General features: G+C 44.2%; 16 protein-coding genes. 1 reads left to right on the forward strand and 15 read right to left on the reverse strand.

The features are described from left to right. The first annotated feature begins 495 nt into the window (after positions 1-495). Positions 496-1764 carry an ATP-binding protein gene (locus AC6H3C_RS10710; protein WP_497520760.1) on the forward strand — a complete coding sequence of 423 codons (1269 nt, stop codon included), beginning with the start codon at positions 496-498 and terminating at the stop codon, positions 1762-1764. A 277-nt stretch (positions 1765-2041) separates the two neighbouring features. Here the strand turns inward: AC6H3C_RS10710 and AC6H3C_RS10715 are convergent, their stop codons facing one another. From AC6H3C_RS10715 to AC6H3C_RS10785, 15 genes are all read right to left on the reverse strand, one after another. Next, positions 2042-2452, reverse strand: coding sequence for a hypothetical protein (locus tag AC6H3C_RS10715; protein ID WP_497520761.1), 411 nt, complete (start codon positions 2450-2452; stop codon positions 2042-2044). Beyond that, positions 2445-2879 (reverse strand): UPF0158 family protein, encoded by a 435-nt coding sequence (locus AC6H3C_RS10720; protein ID WP_497520762.1) that lies wholly within the window; start codon positions 2877-2879, stop codon positions 2445-2447. Before AC6H3C_RS10720 ends, AC6H3C_RS10715 begins: the two co-directional genes overlap by 8 nt. 413 nt (positions 2880-3292) lie before the next feature. Continuing rightward, the gene (locus AC6H3C_RS10725; RefSeq protein ID WP_497520763.1) at positions 3293-4222 is read right to left on the reverse strand and encodes a relaxase/mobilization nuclease domain-containing protein; all 930 of its coding nucleotides are present in this window, start codon (positions 4220-4222) and stop codon (positions 3293-3295) included. A 31-nt stretch (positions 4223-4253) separates the two neighbouring features. Further along, the gene (locus tag AC6H3C_RS10730) at positions 4254-4622 is read right to left on the reverse strand and encodes a plasmid mobilization protein (protein ID WP_497520764.1); all 369 of its coding nucleotides are present in this window, start codon (positions 4620-4622) and stop codon (positions 4254-4256) included. Between the two features lie 285 nt (positions 4623-4907). Then, complete coding sequence (locus AC6H3C_RS10735) at positions 4908-5594, reverse strand: DUF3945 domain-containing protein (RefSeq protein ID WP_497520765.1); 687 nt, start codon at positions 5592-5594, stop codon at positions 4908-4910. A 76-nt stretch (positions 5595-5670) separates the two neighbouring features. Beyond that, the gene (locus tag AC6H3C_RS10740) at positions 5671-6186 is read right to left on the reverse strand and encodes a PH domain-containing protein (RefSeq protein WP_497520766.1); all 516 of its coding nucleotides are present in this window, start codon (positions 6184-6186) and stop codon (positions 5671-5673) included. A 7-nt stretch (positions 6187-6193) separates the two neighbouring features. Beyond that, positions 6194-8269 carry a type IV secretory system conjugative DNA transfer family protein gene (locus AC6H3C_RS10745; RefSeq protein ID WP_497520767.1) on the reverse strand — a complete coding sequence of 692 codons (2076 nt, stop codon included), beginning with the start codon at positions 8267-8269 and terminating at the stop codon, positions 6194-6196. 88 nt (positions 8270-8357) lie between these two features. Continuing rightward, positions 8358-9203 (reverse strand): conjugative transposon protein TraN, encoded by an 846-nt coding sequence (traN, locus tag AC6H3C_RS10750; protein ID WP_497520768.1) that lies wholly within the window; start codon positions 9201-9203, stop codon positions 8358-8360. Between the two features lie 32 nt (positions 9204-9235). After that, positions 9236-10432, reverse strand: a complete 1197-nt coding sequence (gene traM, locus AC6H3C_RS10755) for a conjugative transposon protein TraM (RefSeq protein ID WP_497520769.1) — start codon at positions 10430-10432, stop codon at positions 9236-9238. Beyond that, positions 10407-10772, reverse strand: a complete 366-nt coding sequence (locus AC6H3C_RS10760; RefSeq protein ID WP_497520770.1) for a hypothetical protein — start codon at positions 10770-10772, stop codon at positions 10407-10409. The genes traM and AC6H3C_RS10760 overlap by 26 nt, the downstream gene beginning before the upstream one ends. Before the next feature lie 18 nt (positions 10773-10790). Then, entirely contained in the window at positions 10791-11417 is a 627-nt protein-coding gene (gene traK, locus AC6H3C_RS10765; RefSeq protein ID WP_497520771.1) for a conjugative transposon protein TraK, read from the reverse strand. A gap of 89 nt (positions 11418-11506) precedes the next feature. Next, complete coding sequence (locus AC6H3C_RS10770; RefSeq protein WP_497520772.1) at positions 11507-12457, reverse strand: TraJ family protein; 951 nt, start codon at positions 12455-12457, stop codon at positions 11507-11509. 107 nt (positions 12458-12564) lie between these two features. After that, positions 12565-13278, reverse strand: coding sequence for a hypothetical protein (locus tag AC6H3C_RS10775; RefSeq protein ID WP_497520773.1), 714 nt, complete (start codon positions 13276-13278; stop codon positions 12565-12567). Positions 13279-13321: 43 nt separating this feature from the next. After that, positions 13322-14023: a hypothetical protein gene (locus AC6H3C_RS10780; protein WP_497520774.1), complete on the reverse strand. Its 702-nt coding sequence runs from the start codon at positions 14021-14023 to the stop codon at positions 13322-13324. 28 nt (positions 14024-14051) lie between these two features. Next, positions 14052-16529: a TraG family conjugative transposon ATPase gene (locus AC6H3C_RS10785; protein ID WP_497520775.1), complete on the reverse strand. Its 2478-nt coding sequence runs from the start codon at positions 16527-16529 to the stop codon at positions 14052-14054. Between the last annotated feature and the right edge of the window lie 5 nt (positions 16530-16534).

Genomic DNA, 16534 nt, shown 5'->3' on the forward strand with positions numbered 1-16534 from the left:
GCACGCCGTTAAACTTAAATTTTTGGCGTACCTATATTGAGCTGTCCCGGATCAGGTCAGCGGGGTGCATGTCAGTTTTTTGCCAACCTCGTGTTCTCTGTGTTTTATATCTTCATCGACAATGACCAAAGCAAAAAAATGAACGCATCCGAAGGAAACGAGCCACGAAAAGCCTGCCCGGACTGAGCGGTCAGACGGGCGAGTTCCCCTTTACCGTTCCGGGAAGCGTAAATAACTTTGTCGGGAATTTGAGTGAAACAGAATATTAACCTGTAAAAAACAAAAGGCCATGAACAAAAAAGGGCATTACTGTCCTTTAGATAGAGCCACTGCCTGATGATAATCAAGGTGAAAATGATATTCCCCGATATTTCAAAGTCAAAAAAGGAAGCATAAATCAGCCAAAACAAGAAGTAAAATACGTCCAAAACAGGAAGTAAAACTTTGCCAAACCAGGAAATAGTATTATTTTGCATGCCAAATAGGATATACAAAATGAGTGACACAACATATTTACCACGTCTTTGTGACAATGAGCTGCAACAGGCATTGCAGTCGTCAGGCGCAGTGTTGATAGAGGGTGCGAAGTGGTGCGGAAAAACAAGCACGGCATCACGTGCGGCAAAAAGCACCTTATACATGCAGGATCCCGATCATACGGCATCGTATCTCGCCATGGCCGATGTCAAACCATCTTTGTTGCTGAAAGGACCGTCACCACGGTTACTGGATGAATGGCAAATGGCGCCTGTCCTTTGGGATGCCGTGCGCTTTGAAGTGGACCAGCGGACTGAAACAGGGCAGTTTATCCTGACCGGCTCCGCAGTCCCGTCGGACAACGTAACTGCCCATACCGGTACCGGCCGTATTTCCAGGCTGTTGATGCGGCCCATGAGCCTTTACGAATCCCAGGAATCCAACGGCACCGTTTCCTTGTCCGGACTTTTTAACGGACATGCAGACATGGAATCCATGTCTGGCCTGACCATTGAGCAAATAGCCTTTGCCTTGTGCCGCGGAGGTTGGCCCGCCTCGGTCAGGTTAAAGGGACAGGCGGCCTTGCGCACGGCCACGGCCTATGTTGAAGCCATCATCAACCATGATGTATCGCGGGTAGATGGGGTCGAAAAGAACCCTGAAAGAGTCCGTTTGCTACTCCGTTCGTTATCACGGAATATTTCCACAATGGCTACCGTCAAAACCATCATGGATGATATGGAAGCCTTCGATGTAAGCCTGTCCGACAAAACCGTCAGTTTTTACCTGAATGCCTTGCGACGGATTTTTGTCGTAGAAGATTTGCCGGCATGGTCTCCCTCGCTTCGGTCAAAAACAGCCATACGGACCTCTGTTAAGCGACAATTCGTGGACCCATCCATCGCAGTAGCCGCCATGCGGACAAACCCGGAGGGCCTGTTGCGGGATTTCAACACTTTTGGATTCCTGTTTGAATCTTTATGCACACGCGATGTCCGAATCTATGCACAAGCCTGTGACGGCGATGTATTTCACTACCGGGACAAAAACGGACTGGAATCCGATCTGATCGTCCGTCTAAGAGACGGCCGGTGGGCAGCGATTGAAGTTAAATTGGGAGGTAAGCAGGAAGAAATCGCGGCCGAAAACCTGTTACGGTTAAAATCAAAAATTGACGCAGAAAAAATGGGGGAACCTTCTTTTTTAATGGTGCTTACCGGCAGTCAGTATGCGTATCGGCGCAAAGATGGTGTTCTTGTGGTACCTATAGGATGTTTAAAAGATTGATCGCGGGATGCAGGTCCAACTCAAGCATTGGGATTAAAGACCGGAATGGCTATCATATTAATATTCGCAACACCGTAACAATTTAAGGTAACAAAAGGGTCTGTATACTATTGTGTTCCAGCCATTTCAATCATCGTTTCTTTTTACTTATTGTCCCTTCATAAGTTCTTTATTTTTATTTTATTATTTGTACCTATAGTACCAATATCATAATATTTTTAAAGGGGCAACCCGATTCTGGCTCTAAAATATTGCCCTGTTCAACATGCAACTAAACTTACTTGCTATCCGTGTGAATACCTGCTTTCTTTTCTTTTAGTTCATCGATCCTTTTTGTATCAATATAATGGGTTGCATATTGATCCTCAATTGTTTTATCAGCTGATTTGCTAAACCGCAACCTACGTTTTATCCCTTTCCCGAATTGGTTGTATGCAGCCCAGGAGCTTTTTAAACCCAACTCGGACGAGTATTTTCTGATCAGCTTGTTAATAAGAGTCAGTTTACCCAGGTTGGTTTTGCATACTTTTTCAAGGTAGTCAATGCGTCCAAACCGCCAGGCTTCGTAATCGTCTTTACTAAGGTAGCCCAGTTGCAAAAGCACATCCACAGCACAAACATATCCTTTTTCATAGCGATATGAATGTACAAGCCTTTTAACCTCTTTTTCTAAATCCACGTTATTCATTAAAATTCTGCTCGTTTAAATCAATTTGTTCTTTAACCCACTGAATATAGCGCGCTTTTTTATAGTCAAACCACTGTTGCCGGTACTCTCCTGAGTTATCGATTTGCCATTTAAAGTTTCTAAACGGCTTTGGTCTGTTTAATCCATTTATCAATTTTTCCTGTAATTTCAGATCATCAATATACTCTGCAAAATCAGCCATTATCCGAAAAGATTCATGGACCTCAAATCCTGTAAACTCAAAATAATCATCCCAATTTTCGTCAATCTCCTTCGCTTCTTCTTCCCATGGTTCCTCATCAGCCCCAATCCAGCTATCAAAATTGAGTAAAGTTTTAATCTCTCCTGTTTTAAGGTTGTAAAAACATCTCATCCCGCAATCCAGGTTGCCGGCAATTTCCTCTATCTGTTTTTCTGTGAGCTTCATATCTGTCTTTCAACTAACTTAAGCATTTCCTTTCTTTTACACAATCGTGTAGAAAGTATTTCTGCTTTGCCGTGTTTTTCAATATTTCCACCATTACCTTAGGCAACACTCTGGTCCGGCTTTCTTTAATGTTCTGGATTAGCCCAATGTTATCCCATCAATAGCCCTTTTAGCCCTTTATTAGCCCTTTGACTTTATAACGTAAAAAGTACCACGACCAGTTGTTCCTGTTCTTGAAATGAAGTTCCTGTTTAAAAGATCCCGAAGATCAAGAGTTGCAGAAGGCTTGCTGATACTATTATTTTGTGATTCAGACATACTGAAATTTTTACGTTCATCAAAATTATGAATCTTATCCAGGATTTACCTTTTAACCTTACTAAAAATTTCCGGCAATACGTTAAGAGCTACCGCTATGGCCTGTACCTATTCCCTTTCTTCCTCCTGGATATCAATTTTTGCTTGTTTCTCTTTTGATATTCATTTGCGTTAAAATTCATCTGGCGGAATAATTCTTTTAAAACCAACGATTTTAGAATTCCGGTACCCAGTCCTGTTTGATCCGGATTGAGATGCCGATTATGACGTTGAGTTAAAGTTTGCTGTTCAGCTAAATAAAACTTTGGCCTCTCCTCAAAATCACTCATCCTTACCGGGTGCCGGACCGGGTTCCCTTGCTCATCAGTTACAAAAACAGAATATCCTCTCCCTGCCTTTCGGATTTCCACATTAAAAAGCTTCAACGCCTGATCATACATCTCCCTGGAGGTGATAAACTCCATCCGGTTGAGCTGGGTAAACAAACTTTCCAGATTTTGCTTCAGGTTTTTGCTGGAACCTGAAAACCGATAGTTGAGTTTCTCCTGCGGTTCATCTTTGGTAAGCTGATATTTCTGCTCCAGATCCTTTATAAACCGCTGTGTCTTTTCTTTTTCGTAACTGTCCTTGATTTTTTTGCCAGTATCACAATCGATACGGGTAGATACAATATGAAAATGCACCCGTTCCAGATCAGCATGCTTATAAACCAGGTAAGGCTGGTTCCCATAGCCCAGGTGTTTCATCAGGTTATCAATCTCAGTCCGGATACCGGTATCGCCAAGACTGACCAAATCACTGACAGTCGGATTAACCGATATATGCAACCCAGGCTTTTGAACCCGCGTATTCCGGTCTTCAATTTCTTTGAAAATCCCGTATCGGGCATTCTTATCTCCCAGAAATGGATTGATTTCCGGTGTGTTTCTGCTTTGGTAAAAGGAAGCATAATGCCGTTCTACCTTTCGCTCATTGTAAAACAACGCATTTTTCGTACTGCAAGCCTGGTGGATTTTGATAATCATCGATAAGAGTTATCTGTGCCTTGAAAGAAAATCAATGCAGGTATTTCTGAAGAACAATCAGGCAGTATCGCATCATCTCAAAAGCCTGTTTTAACAATTGCCGGTCATTATCGCCAATATTATAACCGGAAAACGAATTCATCCGCTTGGAAAGCTGGTTCAGGTTAACCCCGATTTTATTCAGCTCATAATCCAGGCTTTTAAGCTGTTCTCTGGCTTCATCATTCAACGAAATGGTTTTCTTTCTTGACTGATCAAATATCTTATTCCGCATATAATCACTCATACAGCCATACTTTCCCTGTTTGACCAAAGAATCCAGCTTTAGCTTTTCTTCCCTGGTCATCAATAGTCTAACAACTATTTTACGTTTGTCTTTATCAGATATTCTGGGTCGCATGGATTTTTTTAGGTACTGGCTAAAAGTTCAAAGTGGGGAATCATTCGACTATTTGGGGAATGTCTTCCGGCACAGCCGGAACAAGCTGGAAAGGTTTTTATGGCCATAAAAACACAACTTGCATTCCCCACTTTGAACAAGATTTTCCCCCTGATTTTTCGCTTTTTCTCTTTGAACTTTCATCCTCATTTTCGCTTATTTTTCAAATCACACTTGTCAAAAAAGAAAGGGAAACCTTTTCAGCATTTCCCCTTCCGGTTTTGAAAACGGGACCTGTTATTTACTTTAGTGGACCTTTTGCCTGGCCCCTTGCTTTTCCGATTGCTTGGCATCGGTTTTTAAATCTTCGGATTTCTCCTGCTTGAACTGCGAAAAACTGATATTCCGTCCGGCAGCATCAACCTGAAGTGTGGCTGAGAACTTCTTCTCGTTCTTGCCCATCATTCCGTCAACGGTCACCTTCTGTCCGGAAGCCAGTTTTTCTTTTTGTTCCGAAGAAAGGGTTACCCCCTTGATCTTTTCCGGTATGTGGATCATTTTGGTCCGAAGCGGGATCAGTTCGTTGGTTTTGGAATCAATGGCCAGGTAGTAGTTGTCCTTTTTTCCATCGCGTCCTGTGAGTTCCACTGTTTTGCCCAGGTTTCTGTCGTTGAGCAATGCTCCTTTTTCTTCCTTGGTAAACTTGTGCCCCATGTATTCATCAGGGACATTTAGCCGTTGAATGGGGTGGATTCTGATATCCACTGATCCGTCTTCCTTGCTTTGCAAGCGGATTTTTGCCGGGATTTTGTAATCTTCATTTCCAATCCTGGCGTTTACCGTGTAGAGCTTGTCTGACCGAAATCCGTTCAGAAAATCGGTCATTTCCTGTTTTTCCATTTGTTTGATCAAATCGGCCTTAATACCTACTTTTTCAAGCTTGTCAAACGGAATCTGATCCATTGACATTCGTGTGCTTTGTTGTTGTTCCATAGCTTTTAAAATTTAAATTGTTAATACTAATGGCTGTTATCTTTGATTTGCGTTACTATAAAATAGGTTTACACTGCTAATCGATTTCGTAAACATGTTTTTCTTTTCGGCTGAGCTCCACCAGTCCGCGAAGTATCTGATACTTTTCTTCCGGTTTTGAAATAGCGTTTAAATGCAAGATTGGTGTCGTTTTATCAGAAGTATATATAGTCAGGTTGCCCAGATCGAATATTCGGTAGATCAAAGGTTTTTCTATTAAAAAATCCTTGATCCGGTAGTTTTCGACAAACTCATGCTTTCGGAATATGATTCCTGATGAGTGTTTTAGTTTTTCTGGATCGATTTCATAGCGAGTACACCAAACCTTCAGGATTTGCCAAAAGAGGTTTATAAGGACATAAACCGAAAGGTAGATAGGGAGCATGTCAATATGAATTGCCAGCTTTTCAGGCAAGATTGAGCTTACCTGTTGTTCTTTCAGCATGATCTTTAAAAGGATTACAATCGGTATTGAAAGAATGGTCAGTAAAAAGGTTTGCAGGTTGATCAGTTGTGACGGCCTGCATTTAAAGTATGTGGCGTTTTCAATCATGGTATTTTTACTTTTTTGACTTTGACTTTGGAGCTGCTTTTTGAATTGATCCCTGGTTAAGCTTTTGATTAGGTTTCAGATTCCTGGACAGAGCATTATTCGGGTTTTTATTGTGACTTTCATGCTGTTGTGTATTTGAATCGGATTTTTCCTTTTGATCCGGGTCCGGTCTCTGGTTGGCTATTCTTCGGATGTCATTCTGTATCCGGGTCCGGTTTCTTTCCAGTACTTCCGGTACATTATCGAACTTATAGAAATCCGGAATGGCTACATAACTGGCTTCTTCTTCCCGTTGTGATTTCATGTTGATTCGAATAAGACAATTGAAGTTCTTCTGAGCGATTGACTCCCCATAGTTATCAGCGATCTGTCCAACCATGTATCCTTGTGGCAATGTGGCAATCTTACCTTCCGGTACCAAAAAATCCAGTTGGGTGGAAAATGTTGCCGATTGTACATTCCGGTTAATGTTGAGCGATTGTCGTTCCTGAAGTATTTTTCCCATCCGGTTCTGGATAAACTTGGCCGTTTCACCGGCAGCCTGACCGCAAAAGATATTGCCGATGTTGCTGGTGATGGCATTGGCCTGCTCTTTCCCGTAATCGCGGATCAACTGATCAATGGTCTGCACTCCCAGCAGTGTCGATATCCTGTTACTTCTGGCTGTTGCAATCAGCGTATCCAGCCCCCGAAAGTAAATCGTCGGCAGTTCGTCAAAGATCAGCGATGAAGGCTGCTGTCCCTTTTTGTTGATCACCTTCAGCATCCGGGTAATGTACAGTGACAGTACTGCGCCATACATTTCCACACGAAGCGGATCGTTCGCCAGGCAAAGGATTTTGGGTGATTTCGGATTGTTGATGTCCAGCGAGAAATCATTGCCTGAACAAATCCAGTAAATCTCGGGGCTGATGATTTTCGAGATGGCAATCTTCAGGCTTCCCAACTGTCCTTCCAACTGTTCCCTGGCCCCGCGTTTGTGCGCATTGATAAACGGGTTGATGATGTTGGCCACATCTTTTTCCTGCTCCAGGATGGCAAACAAATCGTCGTAATCCATTTGCAGCAATTCAATGGCGTGTGGCAGGGTGCAGAACATTCCGTCCTGGTACTTTTTCAAAAACCACATGACGGCAGCAAAAAAGGAAACGGCTGATTCAGAGAAAAATTCCCCCTGCTGGCGTATCCATTCCCGGTTCAGGTTATACAGGATTGTCCGGGAAGATTCGAAGGCATCAATCGGGCTTTCCATCCACTCAGGAGCTAACGGATTGCACCGGAATGACTTTTCGATGTTCTCAAAATTGATCACATAAAACCGGGCGGCTTCCGGCAGCTTTCCTTTTTTCTTTGCATTCAAAAAATGATTGTAGGTAACCAGGGAAAGGTCAGGGTACTTAAAATCATATGCGCACATGGAAAACCCTTTTTTCAGGTGCTGCCGGATAAATGGCAGCACCACTGAAAAGGATTTGCCGGAGCCGGGTGTTCCGATTACCATCGTTGCCCGAAAAGGGTTGACAATGTTGATCCAGCCCCGGTGTTCGTTGCCTTTGTAGAGGTAAACCGTCGGCAGGTTCACTGAATATTCATTGGCTTTCAGGGTTTCCTCCTGTGGAAAACTTTCATTTTCCACATTGAACCTGTCTTTCATCAAATTGACATTGATCAATTTGGAGATGTTGTCAAAACCAATGTTCAGCAAAACGAAACCTGCAAAGGTTAGTAACAGGTAAACTGACGGATACGCCTTGAATACTATCAGGCTCCCCCAATAAAGAATCAATCCTGCTATGGTCTGTCCCACAATGGTGGAAACCAGCAATTCCCTGTCTTTGTGAGCCTTGGTGCCGATACAGGTAATGGCCAGGAAAACCAGGCAAACCACTTTGGATGGATACAGGCTCGCCACAAACTTCAGATTTTGCATCTTTTCGATCACGGAATGAAAAGCCGGTATTTGTATTCCTTTCAGAACAAAATAATTCAGTTGGGTCAGATACAGCGATGTAAAAAGCAGCACATAGCTAAAGAACCGAAACCCTTCGTGCAGCTTGACCAGTTCGTGTGATTCGTGTTCCATATAGCCCCCCTAAGTTCCCCCGACGGGGGGATTTTGCGTTAGTGCATTATTAAAGTTTTAGTTTTGAATGAGCAGATTCTAATTTTACTTACAGTTTTCGGGCTTTGAGGATATCCTTGTTTTTCAGGTTAAAGCTGAGTTTTCGACCCGTGTTGCCCAATGCTTTTTCACCCAGTTCTATCTTTAGGATCCGCTGATCCGGAATAGTCATTTTTTCCATCACAAATACTTCACGAACCGTCGCATCTCCCGGAACGCGCAGAACCTTGTTGCGCTGGTATTGCGGAAAGACCTGGTATTCCTGAACGTTGGTCGCTTTGGCCTTCTTTTTGTCGGTAATCCAAAAATTAAAGCTTTCCACATCGTAAGCCATGTTGGTTTTGTTGGTCACCTGAAGCTCAAAAAAGAGCGCATCATTTTTCAGGCTGATCGAATTCAACCGAACTTCAATTCCATCTTTTTTAGCCTTTCGTTTATGAAACCGGTGCCGGTGCTTTTCCAATACCTGGTCGCTAAGGTCTTTGAGCAAATAATCGGGCATCAGTTTTCCGGAAAAGGTCATGGCCTGTTGCGACTGAAAACTTTCTATCGGGTAAGTAATCGGGACATCGTTGCCATAACTCAGTTCAAACGAATAGATGTGATCGGCACAAACAACCGTCAGCGAAGTTGGTTTTTCAAAGGGCTGAGCGGCTTTGATCCGGATCAGATTGGAAAGTTCAGGGACAATTTCGGCTTGAACCAGCGAATAGTCCCCGGCCTGCACATAGCTGACCTTATCAGGGCAAACCAAATGGCTGGTTTTGGCATCGGATACTTTTAAGTTGTTGGTAATTGCAGGTAAAATATTCGTGTTTGCGGGTTGAACCTGCTGGGCGTTAACTGACAAGTTTACCGCCAGTGCGCCAAAAATGATAACGATAATTGATTTCATGGGATTGTTTTGTTTTAAATGGATTGGATTTACTATCTGGATTTGTTGACTAAATAGACCAGTGTGTTTTTTTTGACGGTAACTTTCCTGATCCGGATCATTTTCAAAAGGGATTGCGCGGTTCGGTCTGCAGCCTGCATTCCCATATAAGTGAGTGGGTTGTTGCTTACTCCAAACATGGAGGAAGTATTGGCGCTGCTGCCCACTTCTTTGGCTACCTTTCGCGAAGCGTTATCGGGAACATACAGTCCGGGCAATCCGTCCAGGTCGCAAACAGTGATAGCCACTGGGACAAACTTTTCTCCAACCGGTATTTGCTGCACTTCGATCTGAAGCCGTTCATTACTGACTTCACAGGTTCCGTACAGGAACGTGTTGGCCGGGATTTTCACCCCGTTCAGCCAGGCTTCTTCCAAAAGGCGAAGCTTGACCCGGTTGCCGGTCAAAACGGTGGTCGTCTCATACACTTCTGCTTCGATGACCGGGACTGCCGTATCTTTGGGTTTAAAACCTGACTTTCCGCTTTTCTCCAAGGTAGAATGTTTGTTTTTTTCCGCTTCCAGCTTTTCGTTTTTGGCCGTGGATTCTTTCAAACAGATACTCAGTGAATCGTTCTCTCTGGCCAGCCTGCTGTTCTGCCGGAATACTTTGTCCAGTTCTTCAATGCCGGTAACCGGATGTTCTATTGGTGTTTTTCTGCCGACTGTTTCTTTTCTGGTGCCTGACTGCTGGTCAGATTCATAGTTCCCGGTTATTGGTTTTTCTTCTGATTTGGACCGGCTGTTCGCCAAATCTTCCCTTACTGTTTGTTCCTTTTGCCGGATATGCGCCAGCAGGTCAACCGATGGTTCCTGCTCCACTGCCGGGACCGGGTCATTTCGGTATAGGTTCCGTTTACCGGAAAGCAGGCGTTCTTCGGACAGTACTTCTTCTTCAGGGTTTTCTTCCGTCGGCAACGAATCAGTTTCTCCGTCAATGTTATAATCATGACTGGCCGTAACTTCTTTTTTTGAGGAATAGTTGTCCATTTTGTCGTAAATCGCGACACTATTATCAGCATCCGGCAGGGAATAATTGGCCCCTTTGGCTGCCTGCTGCTGTTTTTGCTCTTCTTCTTCCTTTTCCTTTTTCGTTCCTCCTCCCAAAATGTAAAAGATCAGGACAATAAAGGGGATCAGAACCAACGGAAGGAATAACAGCGGTTTATTTCTTTTCAGGAAGTTTTTCATGAATATTCTTTTTTAAAATGTTTTCAAATGAATCGACAGGCATATCAAAGGTCAGAGGCTTTTGAGTTTCTGCAGCGGGCGAAGAAACAGGGGCATTCTTTCCATTTGCTTCCTGCCGGTCAAGGGTCTGGCGTTTCAGTTCAGGTATTGGGATCAGGAAAGAAACCAGGTACAGGAAGAACAGCAGGGCCAGGATATACATCCACTTGCGTTTGCGTTTTTCGGGGTCCATTCCTTCGTCCTGTGTGTCCAGTTTTTTGATCAGCCGGGAAAGCCGGGTTTCTTTTTCCTCTGTGGGCTTATCCTGCCTTTCCTCGCTTTTTTTGTAAATGATTTTCATAACAAGGAACTTAAAATGTTAAAATGATTTCCGTTTCAAGGTTTCCAAATCTTTGTTGTCGGTAATCAGCCAGTCCTCGATCATCAGCCCGTGCGGGTTATTATCGGTCCGGGAGATGTTGCGAAGCCTGCCGGAAGTTTCCAGGTTGCGGATGGTGATATTGGATTTGCGGACAATCTTTTGCCGACCGAAAAACCGGAACCGGTAAGGGTAAGCAGAAAAGTCGACCTGCACCGAATCCGTGGTCAAAGTCATGCTGATGTCAGAGGCAATAACCTGGTTATAAACATTGTTCTCCTTGTAGGACTGGTATTGCTTCATGGCGGAGCCGTCGGCCAGGTACAGGGCTTCTTTGGCATTGTTTTCGATGTACTGTTTATCGGGTTCCATCGTGAAAAACAATTCATGAAAGCGTTTCACATGGTCCCTGGCTTCTGCCTGCCGGTTATCGGTAATGTCGGCACGAAGGGCCAGCAGCAGGGATTTGCCGTTGTCAAGCACATAGATTTTCTGGCGAGATCGTTCCACTAAATTCAGTGAGCGGATAAAAACAAAGGCGCTGAACCCGATTAGCAATAAACTGACCGTCAAAAGGACATAGACCGTAAACCGGAATTTGCGCTGTATATCAAATATCTTGTTCATTTATGATTTATTATTGATGAATGATTATTGATCTTTTATTCTGGATATTGGGTATTGGAAATTCAATATTCAGAATTGGACATTATGAGCTATTTCATGGCCCCTTTGGTGATCATCATCGTGGCTACCGTTCTGACCAATCTCCCGCCGCCGCTTCCGGTACCAGATGCCGAGATAATCCATGATGCAATCTTGGGGACCATCACCAATCCAACAATACCGCAAACCGGGACGACCATGTTGGAAACATAATACAGCGAGGGCTGGTAGATCAGTGAAGCTTTGGTTAATGCAATCTCCTGATCGAGTACATAAATCAGCACTTCCTGAACCAGTGAAAGGACAATCAGTGCGATGGGCAGGTACAGGTTCACGTTCACAAAGCGGGCGATCCATTGCAGGTAGTTCTCCTGGAAGCCATCAAAAATAGAGATGGCAAAAACCAGCGGACCGAAGATGATCAGCAGCACACAAAAGACAGTCCGCAAGAAGGCTATCAGGTAAACCAGCGCCTCGAAAAGGGATTCCAAAAGCTGGCGGACCGAGTCCATAAAATAAAAATTGATCTGGTGCTGCAAGGCCCGGCCGGAAACAATGTTGTAGGTGGTCAAAAGCAGGTTAACCCCTTTGTCCCACAGCGAAGCTTCTTTTTCCTGGTTCTCCTGAAAAGATGGTAAATCGACAGCCAGTATTGCATCCTGCTTTTCTTCCAGTTTGGCGGCTACAATGTGCTTTTTATCAGCATAGATCGCTTCAGAAAGTTTGGTCAGTCCTTTGGTGGGTACCATCAGCAGTTGCACAAACGGGCCCCAGAACGTAATGACCAACACCAGCGCAAAGGGACGTAACAGGGGCAAGAGGGATATCGGATTATCGGCAATCAGTTGTTCATAGATGCGTTTGGAGATATACAAAAATGCGGCTATACCACCAATAGCTCTGGCCATACCAATCAGCAGTTGGGCATTGTCCAGTCCTCCTTTGACCAACACATCGGTAAATTGAAAAAAACTTTGGGTACTCATTACTTGTAAAAGCATAATTTTAGAATGATAAGCCCCTCCTGACCTCCCCAAAGGGGAGGAACTTGGGACGAGTGATAATTTGTAAATAGTTAAATCATCAATAATAGAATAGTCAATCCGTTTTATTCTTTAAGGAAAACATAGGATTGCGGGATGTTGGCATTGAAGGCCTGGAGGTGAAGCACTTTCCGGTAGGTGTAATCTGTCTCGCCGATTTGCTTGTTTAGCTCGCAGCGGATTTCTGAAAAAGCTTCCAGCTTTTTACCATGATCGGTCATAAAGAGGTTTACCGAAATAAACCGGCTAAGCAGCTCATCAGCTTCCTTCTGGTAAGTTTGTTTAAGCCATTTGCAGTTGGGCAGCTTGTCCAGACTCTCTATACTCAGATATAGCCGGATGAAACCGGAGGCAATGCTGTACACATCGGGTAACTGGTCAGACTCCGAATCGAAGATTTTCTTCTCAATGTCGCGCTGCATTTCGGTATTGCTTTTGATCTGGCTGGTTTCTTCGTGCCTTTTTTGCATCTGCGATTTTTCGATCAGCTTTTCGATAATCTTCAGCAGGTTGGTTTTCAGCATCCCGGCATATTCTTCGGTGTCGGACACGGGTAAAGCTCCAACTTCGATGTAATAGTGCGTCGGCCAGGTGCGTATAAATACATGGGGAACCGGGATCAGCCAGCCTTTGAATGCCATAAAAGAAAGCGGGTAAGTGCCCTGCATATCGGGATAAGTGCCGTTCCACGGTTTGATGTCAAAGACCTGGGCCTGGAGTTCCTTCCCCGGCAGCAATGCTGCCAAAGGAAGGAGGAGTATAAAAAGTAGTGTTTTCATGGATTTAACTTTTGTTTCTGTCGTTTTCGCGAGTGAGAAAGCTCTAATCGTAAAGCGTATAGTAAAAAGCGAACTTTTCTATTTGCCCGGTATTGAAGCTCCGCTGATAGGAAGCCCAGGCCAGCTTGTTGTAGAGGTAACAGATGGTCCCGTAGTGTTTTTTCACATCGGTATAAATGCCGTTGATCGTGTCATACCGCTGTTTGTCATCCATCATAAACAGGTCGTCTTCCACGATGGTATTCAGAATGGTCGTAACCAGTTGGCGGCTGTCATCCAGCACCAGGTCAAAAGATTCGACAATCACCGCTGCCTGACGGGTCGTGAAATTTTCGTCCTGGACCAACAGCGGCAATTTAGAGGTATAGATGTAAATGATCTTATCCAGCATTTCTTTGGTTTGTTTGATCCGCTTGTAATCTTTGATCAGGTAACTGACTTTCTGAAGGCTGGCCAGTTTTTTCTGATCGATCCCGACCAGTTCCGATGTTAGCCCTTTGATGTCGCCGTTCAGGATTTTGATCAGCACGTTGTACCAATTGATTTCAGAGAGGATTCCCTTTTCCTGCTCCCATAAAGCTTCACGTTGAATGCCTGCCCCAACGTCGGTCACCGGGGCTTGGGCGAAGGTGTTGCTGATTGGCAGAATGCTGAGAAAAGTAAGGATCAGAGTGATTAAAAGCGTTGCTCCGATTGAGCCAGTTGTCATTGTTCTAATTGTTGTCATTGTTTTAATTGTTTTCATGGCTGTACTTTTTGTTGTTGAGTTTACTTCACATGGATTGAAGAATTTTTAGGAATGAGCGGTTGTCACCCATTAGAGTACTGAACTGCAATTCATTGAGGATCTTTTCCTTTTCGCTTTGTTCAGAGGTATAGCAGTAGTATTCCGATTTGCTGACTTCCAGCGCATAGACCTGCGAATAGCTTCCAAGTCCGATAAACACTTCCTTGAGCTTGCGGTCTGCCGGAAGGTTTTTGTTGATCGAAAGGATTTGTTCTTTCTGGAACCCGGAAAGCCCAAGGGTGTCGCTGATGCTCTGGAATTTGTTCCGGAATTTGCTCATATCAAGCAAGATTCGGGTATCGGCATTGTTGATGATCGCATCGCGAATCACCGGAGAGGAAATCACATCGTCCACTTCCTGGGTCACCACCATCGCCTCGCCAAAAAACTTGCGGATGGTTTTATAGAAATATTTGATATAGCTGGCCATCTGCGGAGTTGCGATTGCTTTCCAGGCTTCCTCTATCGCAATGACCTTCCTGACTCCCTTTAAGCGTCTCATCTTCTGCATAAAAATGTCGATGATAATCAGGGTGGCGACCGGGAAAATTGTTGCGTGGTCCTTGATATTGTCCAATTCGAAGACAATAAAAGGGCAATGGAAAAACTCATCGGTATCCATCTGCTTGTTCAGCAGATAGTCATATTCGCCTCCGCGGTAATATTTGCCCAGGATAAAGAAAAACTCGTTGGCATTAAACTGGATGGATTGCTCTTTGACCAGATTTGGAATATAGTTCTGGCAAAACTCGTAATAACCATTGAAGGATCTTTCTACTAGTCGTCCATATTCTGCAGTTTGATCGGACCCGAAAAACGCTGTCACCGAATGGGCAATCACATCTTTTTCCATCTCCGAAAGGTTTTCCTTATAAATCGTGTAGATTACTGACAGGATCGTCTGCTTGCGCTCGATATCCAGTTCTCCTTCCAGGATAAAAGGATTAAACGAAATCGGGTTGTCGGTTGTAAATTCGACCATCATTGCCCCGCCCATTGCTTTAAGGCGTTCGTCCAGGTAATGGGTCAGCAGTTCGTAGCTCCGGCCAACATCCAGTAAAACAATGTGGCAGTTTTCACTTTCCGCATATTGCCGGAGCAAATGGTTGGTGAAAAACGATTTTCCGGAGCCTGACCCGCCGATAATGATTTTGTTCCGGTTGTGGATCAAATGCCTGTGCATGGGTTCGTCCGAGATGTCGATCCTGACCGGGCAACCTTCCAAGCGGTCTGACAGCCGGATAACAAAGTCAGATTCGCTGCCACGCAGTTCTCCCTCGAAGTTGGTCAGGCAGCACGCCTGCGGAACCTGGGTAATGAACAGTTCGGTTTCCGGAAGTTGGGTCGAGAATGGTACGCACGAGAAAAACAACATCGGCAGATCATGGGTGTGCTGATACGGGAAACAGTTCATCAGGGCAAAAGCGGAACTGGTTTCACTTTTGTGCTGTTTTAAATCCTTCAGGGAAGAATCGAAAATCATCACATTAAAGTGTGTTTTTACAATCTTTTCTCCCGAAGTTTGTACCTGATCTAAAAAGGATTCGATCAGCCCTGCGCTTACCTTGTTCTCTGATGAGAATTTGGACAAGCTGAAGATTTTTTTGTAGCTGCTTTCCAGAAATCCTTTGATCTCCTGCTGATCGGGAATGTAGATAAACTGGTTCGTGACATGTGAAAACGGCAGATGATAACTGAGCGGATAGACCAGTGAAACAGGAAGTCCGGTTTGGGGATGCTCCGATACCGGGCGTAATTCTGCAGGAATGTGGGAATAATCACTCAGTGAAAGGATTTCCACAAACTGGTCCATCACCTTGAGCCGGTCCCGAAAATCAATTCCGCCCAATGCCGGATGGTTCTCGGTAAAGTTCAGGCTCAAAAAGCGTTCAATCAGTCCGAGTGAATGCTGATCGCCAATGGCTTCTCCTTTGGTGATTGGCCTGCAAACAATGCCGTTTTGGTGAAAGATGGCTATTACATTTCCTTTCAGTTCGTTGATCTTATCAAACTGCAGCTTCTCCAGGTTGCGCTCCTTTCTTGAAAAGATCAGGGCGGATTCGAGGTAGCTTTTCAGAAGTCCTTTATTGAGCAAACTGATGTAAAAACAGCAGTCGTGCTTTAGGTAATGTCTTCCATCAAAGTGCTGTAAGTAAGAAGAATTCAGACTTTCAGTTTGACTTTGTTCTGGTTTTTCTGATGTAACGATCCGCTGTTCCAAATCTGCCGGATGAAACTCGTTGACCAAAAAGAAATCCTGCTTGTGGATAAAACTTCCGGCTGGCAAAAGATTGATCATTCGTTGAAAGGTATCGTGCAGCATATAGAGTTGTTCCGTGCTGTTGGATAAAACTTCCGGCAACTGAAGTTTAAAACCGATGGTCAGATCCAGGTTATTGGAAACCTGCACATCGTTGTTAAATCCCAATATCGGGAGCACTGTTTCAAGGTTTTTGATCTTCATGTTGA

This window comes from Gaoshiqia sp. US2 (assembly GCF_059705485.1).

Excerpts from the sequence above, each read along its gene's own strand:
- AC6H3C_RS10710 (WP_497520760.1), top strand. The coding sequence starts at position 496 with ATGAGTGACACAACATATTTACCACGTCTTTGTGACAATGAGCTGCAA.
- AC6H3C_RS10715 (WP_497520761.1), bottom strand. The coding sequence starts at position 2,452 with ATGAATAACGTGGATTTAGAAAAAGAGGTTAAAAGGCTTGTACATTCA.
- AC6H3C_RS10720 (WP_497520762.1), bottom strand. The coding sequence starts at position 2,879 with ATGAAGCTCACAGAAAAACAGATAGAGGAAATTGCCGGCAACCTGGAT.
- AC6H3C_RS10725 (WP_497520763.1), bottom strand. The coding sequence starts at position 4,222 with ATGATTATCAAAATCCACCAGGCTTGCAGTACGAAAAATGCGTTGTTT.
- AC6H3C_RS10730 (WP_497520764.1), bottom strand. The coding sequence starts at position 4,622 with ATGCGACCCAGAATATCTGATAAAGACAAACGTAAAATAGTTGTTAGA.
- AC6H3C_RS10735 (WP_497520765.1), bottom strand. The coding sequence starts at position 5,594 with ATGGAACAACAACAAAGCACACGAATGTCAATGGATCAGATTCCGTTT.
- AC6H3C_RS10740 (WP_497520766.1), bottom strand. The coding sequence starts at position 6,186 with ATGATTGAAAACGCCACATACTTTAAATGCAGGCCGTCACAACTGATC.
- AC6H3C_RS10745 (WP_497520767.1), bottom strand. The coding sequence starts at position 8,269 with ATGGAACACGAATCACACGAACTGGTCAAGCTGCACGAAGGGTTTCGG.
- traN (WP_497520768.1), bottom strand. The coding sequence starts at position 9,203 with ATGAAATCAATTATCGTTATCATTTTTGGCGCACTGGCGGTAAACTTG.
- traM (WP_497520769.1), bottom strand. The coding sequence starts at position 10,432 with ATGAAAAACTTCCTGAAAAGAAATAAACCGCTGTTATTCCTTCCGTTG.
- AC6H3C_RS10760 (WP_497520770.1), bottom strand. The coding sequence starts at position 10,772 with ATGAAAATCATTTACAAAAAAAGCGAGGAAAGGCAGGATAAGCCCACA.
- traK (WP_497520771.1), bottom strand. The coding sequence starts at position 11,417 with ATGAACAAGATATTTGATATACAGCGCAAATTCCGGTTTACGGTCTAT.
- AC6H3C_RS10770 (WP_497520772.1), bottom strand. The coding sequence starts at position 12,457 with ATGCTTTTACAAGTAATGAGTACCCAAAGTTTTTTTCAATTTACCGAT.
- AC6H3C_RS10775 (WP_497520773.1), bottom strand. The coding sequence starts at position 13,278 with ATGAAAACACTACTTTTTATACTCCTCCTTCCTTTGGCAGCATTGCTG.
- AC6H3C_RS10780 (WP_497520774.1), bottom strand. The coding sequence starts at position 14,023 with ATGAAAACAATTAAAACAATGACAACAATTAGAACAATGACAACTGGC.
- AC6H3C_RS10785 (WP_497520775.1), bottom strand. The coding sequence starts at position 16,529 with ATGAAGATCAAAAACCTTGAAACAGTGCTCCCGATATTGGGATTTAAC.